The organism is Variovorax sp. MPBD4-3 (genome assembly GCF_058809745.1).
This window is the reverse complement of record NZ_JBXASW010000099.1, coordinates 1-13,579: the sequence shown is the minus strand read 5'-3', so window position 1 is coordinate 13,579 and position 13,579 is coordinate 1. Positions and strand designations below refer to the sequence as shown.

Annotated in this window: 12 protein-coding genes; 11 read left to right on the top strand and 1 reads right to left on the bottom strand. The window is 69.5% G+C overall.

The genetic code is table 11. From position 1 onward, the window contains the following. Positions 1 to 146 precede the first annotated feature (146 nt). The 8 genes from AC1RVW_RS29780 to AC1RVW_RS29745 all read left to right on the top strand — a co-directional run bounded on the left by AC1RVW_RS29780 (position 147) and on the right by AC1RVW_RS29745 (position 11,112). Positions 147 to 1,370 (top strand): DUF445 domain-containing protein, encoded by a 1,224-nt coding sequence (locus AC1RVW_RS29780; protein ID WP_493204303.1) that lies wholly within the window; start codon positions 147 to 149, stop codon positions 1,368 to 1,370. Between the two features lie 140 nt (positions 1,371 to 1,510). After that, positions 1,511 to 3,223, top strand: coding sequence for a Vgb family protein (locus tag AC1RVW_RS29775; protein WP_493204301.1), 1,713 nt, complete (start codon positions 1,511 to 1,513; stop codon positions 3,221 to 3,223). Between the two features lie 134 nt (positions 3,224 to 3,357). Continuing rightward, the gene (locus AC1RVW_RS29770) at positions 3,358 to 4,134 is read left to right on the top strand and encodes an MHYT domain-containing protein (protein WP_493204299.1); all 777 of its coding nucleotides are present in this window, start codon (positions 3,358 to 3,360) and stop codon (positions 4,132 to 4,134) included. 96 nt (positions 4,135 to 4,230) lie between these two features. Next, complete coding sequence (locus AC1RVW_RS29765) at positions 4,231 to 5,841, top strand: acyl-CoA carboxylase subunit beta (RefSeq protein ID WP_493204297.1); 1,611 nt, start codon at positions 4,231 to 4,233, stop codon at positions 5,839 to 5,841. Next, positions 5,838 to 7,790 carry an acetyl/propionyl/methylcrotonyl-CoA carboxylase subunit alpha gene (locus AC1RVW_RS29760; RefSeq protein ID WP_493204295.1) on the top strand — a complete coding sequence of 651 codons (1,953 nt, stop codon included), beginning with the start codon at positions 5,838 to 5,840 and terminating at the stop codon, positions 7,788 to 7,790. The genes AC1RVW_RS29765 and AC1RVW_RS29760 overlap by 4 nt, the downstream gene beginning before the upstream one ends. Positions 7,791 to 7,839: 49 nt before the next feature. Then, entirely contained in the window at positions 7,840 to 8,742 is a 903-nt protein-coding gene (locus AC1RVW_RS29755) for an SDR family oxidoreductase (protein WP_493204293.1), read from the top strand. A gap of 26 nt (positions 8,743 to 8,768) precedes the next feature. Next, on the top strand, positions 8,769 to 9,929 hold the full coding sequence (locus AC1RVW_RS29750; RefSeq protein WP_081270784.1) for an acyl-CoA dehydrogenase family protein: 1,161 nt from the start codon (positions 8,769 to 8,771) through the stop codon (positions 9,927 to 9,929). A gap of 7 nt (positions 9,930 to 9,936) precedes the next feature. Continuing rightward, positions 9,937 to 11,112 carry an acyl-CoA dehydrogenase family protein gene (locus AC1RVW_RS29745; RefSeq protein WP_493204291.1) on the top strand — a complete coding sequence of 392 codons (1,176 nt, stop codon included), beginning with the start codon at positions 9,937 to 9,939 and terminating at the stop codon, positions 11,110 to 11,112. A 24-nt stretch (positions 11,113 to 11,136) separates the two neighbouring features. Here the strand turns inward: AC1RVW_RS29745 and AC1RVW_RS29740 are convergent, their stop codons facing one another. Then, complete coding sequence (locus AC1RVW_RS29740) at positions 11,137 to 12,423, bottom strand: DEAD/DEAH box helicase (protein ID WP_493204290.1); 1,287 nt, start codon at positions 12,421 to 12,423, stop codon at positions 11,137 to 11,139. A 47-nt stretch (positions 12,424 to 12,470) separates the two neighbouring features. On the opposite strand from AC1RVW_RS29740, the gene AC1RVW_RS29735 reads away from it, so the two are divergent. From AC1RVW_RS29735 to rbp, 3 genes are all read left to right on the top strand, one after another. Further along, on the top strand, positions 12,471 to 12,848 hold the full coding sequence (locus AC1RVW_RS29735; RefSeq protein ID WP_493204288.1) for a translation initiation factor Sui1: 378 nt from the start codon (positions 12,471 to 12,473) through the stop codon (positions 12,846 to 12,848). Positions 12,849 to 12,864: 16 nt separating this feature from the next. Beyond that, complete coding sequence (locus AC1RVW_RS29730) at positions 12,865 to 13,101, top strand: DUF3820 family protein (RefSeq protein ID WP_081270675.1); 237 nt, start codon at positions 12,865 to 12,867, stop codon at positions 13,099 to 13,101. Between the two features lie 180 nt (positions 13,102 to 13,281). Next, a partial coding sequence (gene rbp / locus AC1RVW_RS29725) for an RNA-binding regulator (RefSeq protein WP_493204286.1) occupies positions 13,282 to 13,579 on the top strand: 298 nt, incomplete at its 3' end.

Here is a 13,579-nt window from a genome sequence, read left to right as displayed (position 1 = left end):
GCCGGGTGCTCCCCGCAGCGAAATAAAGGAGGAGCCCGAAGGGCGGGGGACATTCGCGCAGGGGAGCACCCGGCGCCCTGCGCGCACACCCAGAACCAAACCAACACGGCCCTCAATTGAAAGAACAAAGCAACGGCCTGCAGCAAATGAAGCGCATGGCACTGGGCCTGCTGTGCGGCGCCGCCGTGCTCTATGCGGTAGCCAGCGTGCTGCATGCGCAGCACCCCGCCTGGGGCTACGTCGCCGCGTTCGCCGAGGCCGCGATGGTCGGCGCCATCGCCGACTGGTTCGCGGTGGTGGCGCTGTTTCGCCATCCGCTGGGCCTGCCGATTCCGCACACGGCCATCATCCCCAGCAACAAGGACCGCATCGGCGCCAAGCTCGCCGGTTTCATCTGCGACAACTTCCTGAGCACCGCGCAGGTGCTGGGCAAGCTGAGGGAATTCGACACGGCCGGCCGCATCGCCGGCTGGCTGGCCCGGCCCGAGAGCGGCCGGAAACTCGGCGAATGGGGCGTGGCGGCCACGCGCTACGGGCTCACCGCATTCGACGACGAACGGGTGCGCGACTTCATGGGCCGCGCCGCTGCCGCCGGCCTCGCGAAAATCGACCTCTCCCGCCTCACCGGCCAGGCGCTCGATGCGCTCACCGCGGGCGGGCGCCACCAGGCGCTGCTCGACGACGTGCTGCAGCAGGTGGCCGGCCTGCTCGAAGGCGAGGAGGTGCAGGCGCACATCACCGAAGCCATTGCGCGCGAAATCAAGACGCTGCGCTACGTGGGCCTCGACCAGGTGGCCGCCAAGCTGGCCACGCGCAAGATCGTGGCGGCCGTGGCGCACACCATCGGCGAACTGGCGGCCGAGCCCGACCACCCGATGCGCCGGCGCTTCGACCACTTCGTCGACGACTTCGTGGTGCGCCTGAAGCTCGACCCCGAATTCCAGCAGCGCGGCGAGCAGATCCGCGCCGAACTCATCGCGCACCCGGCCCTCGGCGACTACCTGCACGGGCTTTGGGGCGAACTGCTCGCATGGCTGCACGACGACCTGGGGCGCGGCGACTCGACCATCGGCCAGCGCATCGCCTCGATGGCGGGTGCGCTGGGCGCCCGGCTGCAGGGCGACGAAGCGATCCGCCGCTGGATCAACGAGCAGATCGAGGCCGCCGCGCCGCTGGCCATCGAGCGCTACCGCGAGGACATCCGCCGCTACATCGAGCAGCGCGTGGGCGAGTGGAACGCGCAGGAAATGACGGTGGAACTGGAGCGCCACATCGGGCGCGACCTGCAGTTCATCCGCATCAACGGCACGCTGGTGGGCGGGCTGGTGGGGCTGCTGATCCACACCGTCACGCAGCTGCTGCGCGGCTAGGCCGCGGCTGAATGGCGGCTGAAGCCCGCGGGTAATCCACAGCAAACGAAAGTCCGCATCCTGTCCCTGGCGCGACGCCGTGGACACGTTCGGCTCCTAGACTGTTTCGCGAATACAGAAACAGAAGAGGAGAAGAACCCATGCACCGCAGATACCTTCGCGCCGCCTTGCTGGCCGCACCCCTTGCACTGCTGGCCGCCTGCGGCACGGTGATGCCGCCGGCCTCCGCGCCGCCCTCGTCGGCGCCGCCGGCCGCATCGCCCGCGCTGCCTCCGCCTGCGACGCCGCCCACGCGCCCCGCCGCCTGGGCCGCGCCCGAGGTGCTGGTCGCGCCGTCATCGTTCGCGGGCGTGCACGGCCTGGCGATCGACGCCAAGGGCCGGCTGCTCGCGGGCTCCGTGCTGGGCAACACGCTGTGGGAGGTCGACCGCGCCACCGGCGCCGCCAAGGTGCTCATCGACGCGCCCGAAGGCCAGGCCGACGACATCGCCGTCGGCCCGAACGGCGAACTGGCGTGGACCAACTACCTCATGGGCAAGCTGCGCTACCGCGAGCACGACGGCGCACCGCTGCGCGTGCTGGCCAAGGACCTGCCCGGCCTCAACTCGCTGGACTTCGACCGCCGCAACGGCAGGCTCTACGCCTCGCAGGTGTTCCTGGGCGACGCGCTATGGGAAATCGACCGCGCGGGCCAGAAGCCGCCACGGCTCATCAAGAAGGACATGGGCGGCTTCAACGGCTTCGAGGTCGGCCCCGACGGCATGCTCTACGGGCCGCTGTGGTTCAAGGGCCAGGTCGTGAAGATCGACCCGGCCGACGGCCGCATGGCGGTGATCGCGGACGGCTTCCAGGTGCCGGCCGCCGCCAACCTCGACGGCAAGGGCAACCTCTGGGTGGTGGATGCGCGCAGCGGCGAGCTGGTGCGGGTGGAGCTGGCCAGCGGGCGCAAGACCGTGGCCAAACAGCTGCGGCCCTCGCTCGACAACTTGGCCATCGCATCGGACGGCACGATCTACGTGTCGAACATGGCCAACAACGAGATCCAGGCCTTCGACCCCGCCACCGGCGCGCTGCGCACGCTCACCAGCGGCAAGGTGGCTGTGCCGGCGGGCATGAAGATCGACGGCAACGACCTCTGGGTGGCCGACGTATTCGGCTTCCGCCGGGTCGACGTGCGCACGGGCGAGGTGCAAGACGTGTTCCGCATGCAGCGCGATCCGGAGCTCGACTACCCGTTCGCGGTCGGCCTGTCGCCGAAGCTGTTCGCGCTGAGTTCGTGGTTCACCGGCTCGGTGCAGCTGGTGGACCGCCGCACGCTCAAGACCGTGCAAGTGATCCACGGCCTGAAGGCGCCGTTCGACGCCATTCCCATGCCGGACGGCAGCGTGATCTACGCCGAGATCGCCACCGGCGCCATCACCCACGCCAGCGGGCCGAAGTTTGCCGAGAAGTCAGTGCTTGCCAGCGGCCTGAGCGGCCCGGTGCAGATGGTGCTGGGCCAGGACGGCGCGCTCTACGTGACCGAGGCGGCCGGCAAGCTGCTGCGCATTCCGCTGGACGCCAGCGCGCCGCTGCGCACCGTGGCCGACGGGCTGGCGCTGCCCGAGGGCCTGGCGCAGACCCCCTGGGGCAGCTTCATCGTGGCCGAGAGCGCGGCGCGCCGGCTGGTCGAGATCGACCCGGCCGACGGCAGCCGGCGCACCGTCGCGGACAACTTGCCGATCGGCCTGGCGCCCGGCCCGGGCCTGCCGCCGCCTTATGTGGTGACGGGCGTTGCCGTGGGCGCCGACGGCACCGTCTACATGGCGGCAGACCGCAACAACGCGATCTATCGAATCCGTGCTGCAAGGTAGGTAACAGAAGGTGTAATTTCCCTGTTTACTTTTTAAAACAATCATTACAAACTGATCGGGACGTCCCAACGGCGTCCCGATCGCATCCGGTTGTCGGGAGTCTGCGAGGCGTTTTCTTCTTGAAAGGGAACTGCATGACTCCGCTTGTCGTAGGCCAATTGCTCTCGCCCGAATACACACCGGGCATGGTCGCCCTCTCCTTCCTGATCTCCTTCGCCGGCTCGCTGGTGGCGCTGATCTGCGCGCGGCGCATGATCGGGGCCGACGGCAAGCCCAACCTCGCGGTCGTGGCCTGCGCCGCCGTGGCGCTGGGCGGCATCGGCATCTGGTCGATGCACTTCATCGGCATGCTGGCGTACCGGCTGCCGGTGCCCGTCTCCTACAACATGCCGCTCACGGTGGTGTCGCTGGTGGCGGCCATCCTGATTTCGGGCATTGCGCTCTACATGGCCGGCGGACGGCGCCACTTCAGCCGTTCGGGCTGGCTGGCGGGCAGCCTGCTGGCCGGGCTCGGCGTGTGCGTGATGCACTACATGGGCATGTACGCCATGAACATGCGCGCATCGATTTCCTTCGACATCGCGACGGTGGCGCTGTCGGCGCTCATCGCCGTCACCGCCGCCGCTGCCGCGCTGTGGCTGGCGTTCAACCTGCGCAGGTTCACGCACCAGGTCGCGGCCGCGGCGGTGATGGGCGTGGCGGTGTGCACCATGCACTACGTGGGCATGAGCGCGGCCAGCATGATCTGCACCGCGAGCGCACCCGCCGACGCACTGGCCATCGGCGGCAGTTCCATGGGCCTCATCGTGTTCGGCACTGCCGGCTCGGTGCTGATCTTCATCTACTGGGTGGTCACCGGCAGCAGCCTCGACACGCCGGTCGCCGCCGGGCGGCGCGCACGCCTGAACTGACGCGCGCCGGCCAACCAGCTAGTTGGCGCAAGCGGGCGCGAGGGCCCGCTTCTACAGTCCGTGCAGAACGAAAACACACGATCCGCACAGACTCTCATGCCCGTCATCGAATCCCGGCTGCACGCGGCCAGCGACACCTTCCAGGCCAACCGCACCGGCATGCTCGCGCTGCTCGACCAAGTGCGCGCGCACGAGGCCCGCGCCGCGGCGGCCTCTGGCGCATCGGCCGAGCGCTTCGCCAGGCGCGGGCAGCTGCTGCCGCGCGAACGCCTCGCGCTGCTGCTGGACACCGGCGCGCCCTTCCTGCCGCTGGCCACGCTCGCGGGGCTGGGCCACGACAACCCTGATCTGTCGAAGAGCGTGCCCGGCGGCGGGCTGCTGTCGGGCATCGGCCAGGTGTCGGGCGTGCGCTGCATGGTCAACGCCTCCGACTCCGGCATCGACGCCGGCGCGCTGCAGCCCATGGGCCTGGACAAGCAGCTGCGCGTGCAGGAGATCGCGCTGGAGAACAAGCTGCCCTATGTGCAGCTGGTGGAAAGCGCCGGCGCCAACCTGATGCAGTACCGCGTGCAGGACTTCGTGCGCGGCGGCAACATCTTCCGCAACCTCGCGCGGCTCTCGGCCGCCGGGCTGCCGGTGGTGACGGTGACGCACGGCTCCTCGACCGCCGGCGGCGCCTACCAGACCGGCCTGTCCGACTACATCGTGATGGTGCGCGACCGCACCCGCGCCTTCCTGGCGGGCCCGCCGCTGCTGAAGGCCGCCACCGGCGAGATCGCCACCGAGGAAGAACTGGGCGGCGCCGTGATGCACACCCACATCTCGGGCCTGGGCGACTACCTGGCCGAAGACGATCGCGACGCCATCCGCATCGCGCGCTCGATCCTCGGCGGCATCGACTGGGCACGCCACGAAGCGCCGCGCCGGTTCGCGCCGCCGCGCTACGACGCCGAAGACCTGCTGGGCATCATGCCCAGCGACGGACGGCGGCCGGTGGACATGCGGGAGGTCATCGCGCGCATCGCCGACGGCTCGGAGTTCCTGGAGTTCAGCGAGCACTACGGCAGCGCCACCGTCTGCGGCCACATCCGGCTGGAAGGGCATGCGGTCGGCATCATCACCAACAACGGCCCGATCGACTCCGACGGCGCGACCAAGGCCACGCACTTCATCCAGGCCTGCTGCCAGTCGCGCACGCCCATCGTCTACCTGCAGAACATCACCGGCTACATGGTGGGCCGCGCGCACGAGGAGGCCGGCATCATCAAGCACGGCGCCAAGATGATCCAGGCCGTGACCAACGCCAGCGTTCCGCAGATCACGCTGCACTGCGGCGCCTCCTACGGCGCGGGCAACTACGGCATGTGCGGGCGGGGCTTCGCGCCGCGCTTCTGCTTCAGCTGGCCCAACGCGCGCACCGCGGTGATGGGCGGCGAGCAGGCCGCGAAGACCATGGCCATCGTCATGGAGACAGGCATGGCGCGCAAGGGCGCCGTGGACCACGCGAAGATAGACGCGATGCAGCAGCAGGTCGTCGAGCGCTTCGACCGGCAGATGAGCGTCTTCACCACCAGCGCGCTGCTGCTGGACGACGGCGTGATCGACCCGCGCGACACCCGCGCGGTGCTGGCCGAGGTTCTCTCGGTATGCCGCGACGCCGATGCGCGCGTGCCGCAACCCATGCAGTTTTCGGTGGCCCGGCCATGAGCACGAACTTCCAGAAGATCCTGGTTGCGAACCGCGGCGAGATCGCGGTGCGCGTGATGCGCAGCGCGCGTGCCATGGGCCGGCGCACCGTTGCCGTCTACTCCACCGCGGATGCCGACGCCGAGCACGTGCGGCAGGCCGACGAGGCGGTGTGGATCGGCGAATCGCTGCCCGCGCAGAGCTACCTGAACATCGCCGCCATCATCGATGCAGCACGCACGAGCGGCGCGGATGCGGTGCACCCGGGCTACGGCTTCCTCGCGGAGAACGCCGCGTTCGCGCAGGCCTGCCGCGACGCGGGGCTGGTGTTCATCGGCCCCTCTCCCGAAGCCATCCGCGCGATGGGTGACAAGGCCGGTGCCAAGCGGCTGATGCAGGCGGCGGGCGTGCCGTGCATTCCGGGCTACCAGGGCGAAGACCAGGGCGCCGCAAGGCTCGCGACGGAGGCCGCGCGCATCGGCTGGCCCGTGATGATCAAGGCAACGGCGGGCGGCGGCGGACGCGGCATGCGGCTGGTCGCTTCAGCCGAAGGCTTCGCCGATGCGCTGCAGAGTGCGCAGTCCGAGGCGCTCAACGCCTTCGGCGACGCTACGGTGATACTGGAGCGCGCCATCGTCGCGCCGCGCCACATCGAGATCCAGGTGTTCGCCGATCGCCACGGCCATGCGATCCACCTCGGCGAGCGCGACTGCTCGGTGCAGCGCCGGCATCAGAAGGTGATCGAGGAAGCGCCCTCGCCCGCGGTGTCCGAGGCGCTGCGCCAGCGCATGGGCGCGACCGCCGTCGCCGCCGCCAAGGCCATCGCCTACGAAGGCGCGGGCACGCTCGAATTCCTGCTCGACGCCGACGGCCAGTACTGGTTCATGGAAATGAACACGCGCCTGCAGGTGGAGCACCCGGTGACAGAGGCGGTGACGGGCCTGGACCTGGTCGAGCTGCAACTGCGCGTGGCGGCCGGCGAGCCCCTGCCGCTGGCGCAGCAGGACGTTCGCATCGCCGGCCACGCCATCGAAGTGCGGCTGTGCGCCGAAGACCCGTTGCAGGGCTTCGTGCCGCAGAGCGGCACGCTCTCCGCATGGCGGCCTTCGCCGGCGCTTCGCACCGAACATGCGCTGCGCGACGGCGCGGCCGTGCCGCCGTTCTACGACTCGATGGTCGCCAAGCTCGTGGCGCACGGCCGCACGCGCGACGAAGCCCGCCGCAAGCTGATCGCCGGCCTGGCCGACACCGTGGCGCTGGGCGTCGCAACCAACCAGCAGTTGCTGCAGCGCGCGCTTTCGCACGAGGTGTTTGCTGGCGGCGGCGCGACGACCGCCTTCATTGCCGATCACCTCGATTCGCTGCTCGCGCCCGATGAGGCCGCCGACACGCAGGCCGCTTTGCTCGCCGCATTGCTGCTGCAACTTGGCGAGCGCGGCTGGCCCTCGCCGCTCGCGCACACGCTGCCGAACGCGCTGCGCTTTTCGCTCGACGGCGCGGTGCATGCCGCCCGCGTGACGCCGCGCGGCGCGGGCCGCTTCGACATCGCGCTCGACGAATCCGCGCCGGCACAGGTCGCGTTGCTCGCGCTGCCCGGCGACGGCACGCTGCGCTTCTCTTGCGGCGGGCTCTCGGAGCAGGCCTTCGTCGTGCGCGACGCGGGCCGCGCGAGCTTCCATTTCCGCGGCCGGGCCTTCCAGCTCGACGACCTGACGCATGCCGCCGTCGCGCGCGCCGATGCGGCGGGCGGCGACGGCCTGCTGCGCGCATCGATGAACGGCCGCGTCATCGCGCTGCTCGCAGCCGAGGGCGACACCGTCGCCGCCGGGCAGCCGCTCGTCACGCTGGAGGCCATGAAGATGGAGCACGTACATTGCGCCCCGCGCGCCGGCCGCGTCGCCGCGCTGCACGTGGCGGTGGGCGCGCAGGTCGCGGCCCGCCACGTGGTGGCGGAGATCGCCGACGCCTGACGAAGAAACCGGCCGCAGCCCTTTGCGCAGTTTCCAGAAAGCATTTCGAATGAACGCCTCCCCTGCGAGCTACCGCTCCATCTTCACGCCCGGCCTGTTCGGCGGGCAGGTCATCGTGGTGACGGGCGGCGGCTCGGGCATCGGCCGGTGCACCGCGCACGAACTCGCATCGCTCGGCGCGCAGGTCGTGCTGGTCGGCCGCAAGCCCGAGAAGCTGGAAGCGGTGAAGGCCGAGATCGAGTCCGCCGGCGGCAAGGCCGCGACGCAGGCCTTCGACATCCGGCAGGAAGACGCGGTGCGCGACGCCGTGCGCGCCATCGTCGCGGCGCACGGCCGCATCGACGGGCTGGTGAACAACGCGGGCGGCCAGTACATCACGCCGCTGGCGGACATCTCGGCCAAGGGCTGGGAAGCGGTGATCCACACCAACCTCACGGGCGGCTTCCTTGTCGCGCGCGAGTGCTTCGTGCAGAGCATGCGCTCGCACGGCGGCGCCATCGTCAACATCGTGGCCGACATATGGGGGTCGATGCCCAACATGGGCCACAGCGGCGCGGCGCGCGCGGGCATGGTGAGCTTCACCGAGACCGCCGCGCTCGAATGGGCCGCGAACGGCGTGCGCGTGAACGCGGTGGCGCCGGGCTACATCGCCTCCAGCGGCATGGACCACTACCCGCCCGAGGCCGGCGACATGCTGCGCGCCATGCGCAAGACCGTGCCCGCGGGCCGCTTCGGCACCGAGGCCGAGACCTCCGCCGCCATCGCGTTCCTGCTGAGCCCCGCGGCCAGCTTCATCAGCGGCAGCGTACTGCGCGTGGACGGCGCGCGGCCGCAGGTGCGCATGGGCTGGCCGATGGCGCTGCCGGACGCGCACGCCCGGCAGCGCCCCGCGGTGAAGCCCTACGACGGATTCCACCTCGCGCAGACGCCGCGGGTGTTCCAGGACAAGTGAAGAACGAAAGACCGGAGACACACCTCATGCAGTACACGCACGAACACCTAGAGATCCAGAAAACGCTGCGCCGCTTCATCGACGAAGAAATCAACCCGCGCGTGGACGAATGGGAAGAAGCCGAGATCTTTCCCGCGCACGAGGTCTTCAAGAAGCTCGGCAACCTGGGCCTGCTGGGCCTGAACAAGCCCGAGGCCTTCGGCGGCGGCGGGCTCGACTATTCGTATGCGATGGCCATGGCCGAGGCGCTGGGCCACATCAGCTGCGGCGGCGTGCCGATGGCCATCGGCGTGCAGACCGACATGTGCACGCCGGCGCTCGCGCGCTTCGGCAGCGACGAACTGCGCCGCGAGTTCCTGGCGCCGGCCATCGCGGGCGACATGGTCGGCTGCATCGGCGTGAGCGAGCCCGGCGCTGGCAGCGACGTGGCGGGCCTGAAGAGCCATGCGCGCAAGGACGGCGGCGACTACCTCATCAGCGGCCAGAAGATGTGGATCACCAACAGCCTGCAGGCCGACTGGATGTGCATGCTGGTCAACACCAGCGACGGGCCGGTGCACCGCAACAAGTCGCTCGTGATGGTGCCGATGGACAGCCCCGGCATCGAGAAGGCGAAGAAGATCCGCAAGATCGGCATGAATTCGAGCGACACCGGGCTCATCTACTTCGACAACGTGCGCGTGCCGCAGCGCTACCGCGTGGGCGAGGAAGGCCAGGGCTTCGTCTACCAGATGCAGCAGTTCCAGGAAGAGCGGCTGTGGGCGGCGGCGAGTTCGCTGGAGCCGATGGAAGACTGCATCGCGCAGACCATCGAATGGGCGCAGCAGCGCAGCATGTTCGGCGCCACGCTGGCCGACCAGCAATGGGTGCAGTTCAAGCTGGCCGAACTCAAGACCGAGGTGGAGGCGCTGCGCGCGCTCACCTACCGCGCCTGCGACCTGCATGTGCAGGGCCAGGACGTGCTCGAGCTCGCGTCGATGGCCAAGCTCAAGACCGGCCGGCTCACGCGACAGGTGGCCGACACCTGCCTGCAGTTCTGGGGCGGCATGGGCTTCACGCTGGAGAACCGCGTGTCGCGGCTGTACCGCGACGGCCGGCTGGGCTCCATCGGCGGCGGCGCGGACGAGGTGATGCTGGGCATCCTCGCGAAGACCATGGGCATCGCCAAGCGGCCGCCGCGCGGCTGAACACGGCATGGACGCCGAACTGCAGGCCGACCGCGCGGCACTCGCCGACACCGTGCGGCGCTTCGCCGAGAACGAGATCGCACCGAACGCGCAGGCGTGGGACGACGCGGGCGAGTTCCCGCGTGCGCTGTACGCGCGCGCCGCCGAACTGGGCCTGCTCGGGCTGGGCTACCCCGAAGCGCTGGGCGGCACGCCCGCCTCGTATGCGCTCAAGCTGCCGGCATGGGTCGCGCTCGCGCGCCACGGCAGGAGCGGCGGCGTGCTCGCGAGCCTGTTCTCGCACAACATCGGACTGCCGCCGGTGGTGCTGCACGGCAGCGAAGCGGTGCGCCAGGAAGTGGTGCCGCCGGTGCTGCGCGGCGAGAAGATCGCGGCGCTGGCCATCACCGAGCCCGGCGGCGGCTCCGACGTGGCCGCGCTGCGCACCACGGCTCGGCGAGTCCCGGACGGCGATGGCGACCACTACGTGGTGAACGGCGAGAAGACTTTCATCACCTCGGGCATGCGCGCCGACTGGATCACCGTGGCGGTCCGCACCGGCGAAGGACGCGGCGCGGGCGGCATCTCGATGCTGCTGATGCCGGGCGATGCACCGGGACTCTCGCGCACGCGCCTGTCGAAGATGGGCTGGCTGTGCTCCGACACCGCCACGCTGCACTTCGACGACGTGCACGTGCCCGCGCGCTACCTGCTGGGCGACGAAGGCGCGGGCTTCCGCATGGTCATGGGTAACTTCAACGGCGAGCGCATCGGCCTCGCGGCGGGCGCGCTGGGCTTCGCGCAGGCCTGCCTCGACGAGGCGCTGGCCTGGGCGCGCGAGCGCAGGGCTTTCGGTGCCGCGCTCATCGAACATCAGGCGGTGCGCCACAAGCTGGTCGACATGCAGATGCGCATCGCCTCCACCGAGGCCTGGATCGAGGCGGTGTCGGCCGAGGGCGACGCGCTGGAGGCCGCCGGGCGCTCCAACGCCCCCGAATGGGTGGCGCAGATCTGCCTGCTGAAGAACCACGCCACGCAGACCATGCAGTTCTGCGCCGACCAGGCGGTGCAGATCCTGGGCGGCATGGGCTTCATGCGCGGCACGGTCAGCGAGCGCATCTACCGCGAGGTGAAGGTGATGATGATCGGCGGGGGTGCCGAGGACATCATGAAGGAGCTGGCGGCGAGGCAGCTGGGCTGGTAGGCCCCCCCGCCGCATCCTCTCTGTTCAGCCTTCGCTCTTGCCGCCGGCAGTGTCGCCGCGTGCCGCGGCTTTCGCGGCCGCCGCGCGCAGCTTGTCCTTCTTGCTCGGCCGCTTGCCCTTGATGCCGCCCGTGCCCGACGCATCGACCACCGGCGGCGCCACCTCCGTCGGCTCGAAGCCTTCGACCTGCTCGCGCGGCAGGCTCAGGCCCTGGCGCTTCTCGATGAGGCGGAAGTGCGCCTCGCTCGCCGCGCTCACGAAGCTGATCGCCAGGCCGCTCTCGCCCGCGCGGCCGGTTCTGCCGATGCGGTGGATGTAGTCAGTCGGCGAGCGCGGCAGGTCGTAGTTGATGACCACCGGCAGCTGCGCGATGTCGATGCCGCGCGCGGCCAGATCGGTGGCGATGACCACGTCCCAGCGGCTCTGCTTGAACTGCGCCAGGATGTCGGTGCGCGTGCCCTGCGCGATGTCGCCGTGGAAGGGCACGGCGTAGATGCCGTTCTTGTAGAGCTTCTCGGCCACGGTCTGCGCGGCATGCTGCGTGGCGACGAAGACCAGCACCCGGTCCCACTCGCCTTCGTGCTGCTTGAGCAGGTGGCGCAGCAGCTGCGTGCGGCGCGCGGCATCGACCTCGATCACGCGCTGCACGATGTTGGGCTCGGTGCCGGGCTCGCCCTGCACGTCGATGACGGCGGGGTCGCGCAGCGTGGCGTCGGCCAGCGCCTGGATGGCGGGCGGGAAGGTGGCGGAGAACAGCAGGTTCTGGCGCTGCTTCGGCAGCATCGCGAGGATGCGCCCCAGCTCTTCGGCGAAGCCGAGGTCGAACAGGCGGTCGGCCTCGTCGAGCACCAGCGTGGCGACGGCGTCGAGCCGCAGCGCGTTGTGGTCGGCCAGGTCGAGCAGCCGGCCGGGGGTGGCGACGACGATGTCGGCGCCGCCGCGCAGGCTCATCATCTGCGGGTTGATCGACACGCCGCCGAAGGCGACGACGATCTTCAGCCGTTCGGGCAGGTGCTGCGCGAGGCTGCGCAGGGTCTCGCCGACCTGGGCAGCGAGCTCGCGCGTGGGCACCAGCACCAGGGCGCGCACGCGGCGCGAGGCGCCCAGCGGTCGCTCGGCGCCCAGGCGCTGCAGCAGCGGCAGGGAAAATGCGGCGGTCTTGCCGGAGCCGGTCTGCGCCGAGCCCCGCACGTCGCGGCCCTGCAGAATCGCGGGGATGGCCGCGGCCTGGATGGCGGTCGGTGCGGCATAGCCGCTTTCGGCGGCGGCGTGCACGAGCGCGGGGGCCAGGCCCAGTGAATCGAATGGCATGTGAGCAGACAGAGAGAGAAACCCGGTAACAGAGAGAGATGGATCGAATGGCGACGACGAAAAGCAATCAGGCCGGCAGCACCCTGGTGTATTCCACCGAGGCGGGCGGGCGCATGTGCCCCGGCTGCGCAGCGCCGGTGGCGCAGTGCCGCTGCAAGGAACTCAAGGCGCGCCTGCCGGCCACTGACGGCATTGTGCGTGTATCGCACGAGACCAAGGGACGCAAAGGCAAGGGCGTGACGGTGGTCAAGGGCGTCGCGCTCGATGCCGCGGGGCTCACGGCGCTGGGCAAGCAGCTGAAAACGGCCTGCGGCTCGGGCGGCACGGTGAAGGACGGCGTGATCGAGATCCAGGGCGACCACCGCGAACTGGTGATCGCGGCGCTCGTGAAGCAGGGCCACACGGTCAAGCGCGCCGGCGGCTAGAACGGGAAAACCGCCTATGAACCCCGAAGACCTGCAGCGGCTCGTGACGCTCCAAATGCCTTTCGGCAAGCACAAGGGCACGCTGATTGCCGATTTGCCCGGAAATTACCTGACCTGGTTTGCACGCGAGGGTTTTCCCTCAGGAGAAATTGGCCGGCTGCTGGCCTTGATGCATGAAATAGACCACAACGGGCTCTCGGACCTGCTCAAACCGTTGCGAAACCGCCCGTCGCCTCGCGATGTTTCTCAATAACACACGAATTTCCCACCCTTTTTGCAATTGGGCTGGATAATCCGGCTTACGTGTCTGTGAGCTCCGTCTCCCGTGCACGTATTTTGGTGATCGGTCAGTTTCGCGCCACAGCGCATTTTGTTTGTTGTGATTCTGGGACTCCATCGCTTTGTCTTGTTGGTTTGAATTAGGAGTCCCTCAATGGGCAAGAAACTCTACGTAGGCAACCTCGCCTACTCCGTGCGTGACAACGACCTGGAACAGGCTTTCGGCGAGTTCGGCTCGATCGTCAGCGCCAAGGTCATGATGGAACGTGACACCGGCCGTTCGAAGGGCTTCGGCTTCGTCGAAATGGGTTCGGATGCTGAAGCACTCTCCGCTATCGAAGCCATGAACGGCCACTCGCTGCAGGGCCGCGCCCTGACGGTGAACGAAGCCCGTCCGATGGAAGCTCGTCCCCCCCGCACCGGCGGTGGCGGCGGCTACGGTGGTGGTGGTG

What these genes read in the sequence shown, in the direction of transcription:
- AC1RVW_RS29730 (WP_081270675.1), top strand. Translation starts at nt 12,865, where the DNA reads ATGAACCCCGAAGACCTGCAGCGGCTCGTGACGCTCCAAATGCCTTTC.
- AC1RVW_RS29765 (WP_493204297.1), top strand. Translation starts at nt 4,231, where the DNA reads ATGCCCGTCATCGAATCCCGGCTGCACGCGGCCAGCGACACCTTCCAG.
- AC1RVW_RS29760 (WP_493204295.1), top strand. Translation starts at nt 5,838, where the DNA reads ATGAGCACGAACTTCCAGAAGATCCTGGTTGCGAACCGCGGCGAGATC.
- AC1RVW_RS29755 (WP_493204293.1), top strand. Translation starts at nt 7,840, where the DNA reads ATGAACGCCTCCCCTGCGAGCTACCGCTCCATCTTCACGCCCGGCCTG.
- AC1RVW_RS29770 (WP_493204299.1), top strand. Translation starts at nt 3,358, where the DNA reads ATGACTCCGCTTGTCGTAGGCCAATTGCTCTCGCCCGAATACACACCG.
- AC1RVW_RS29780 (WP_493204303.1), top strand. Translation starts at nt 147, where the DNA reads ATGAAGCGCATGGCACTGGGCCTGCTGTGCGGCGCCGCCGTGCTCTAT.
- AC1RVW_RS29775 (WP_493204301.1), top strand. Translation starts at nt 1,511, where the DNA reads ATGCACCGCAGATACCTTCGCGCCGCCTTGCTGGCCGCACCCCTTGCA.
- AC1RVW_RS29745 (WP_493204291.1), top strand. Translation starts at nt 9,937, where the DNA reads ATGGACGCCGAACTGCAGGCCGACCGCGCGGCACTCGCCGACACCGTG.
- AC1RVW_RS29740 (WP_493204290.1), bottom strand. Translation starts at nt 12,423, where the DNA reads ATGCCATTCGATTCACTGGGCCTGGCCCCCGCGCTCGTGCACGCCGCC.
- AC1RVW_RS29750 (WP_081270784.1), top strand. Translation starts at nt 8,769, where the DNA reads ATGCAGTACACGCACGAACACCTAGAGATCCAGAAAACGCTGCGCCGC.
- AC1RVW_RS29735 (WP_493204288.1), top strand. Translation starts at nt 12,471, where the DNA reads ATGGCGACGACGAAAAGCAATCAGGCCGGCAGCACCCTGGTGTATTCC.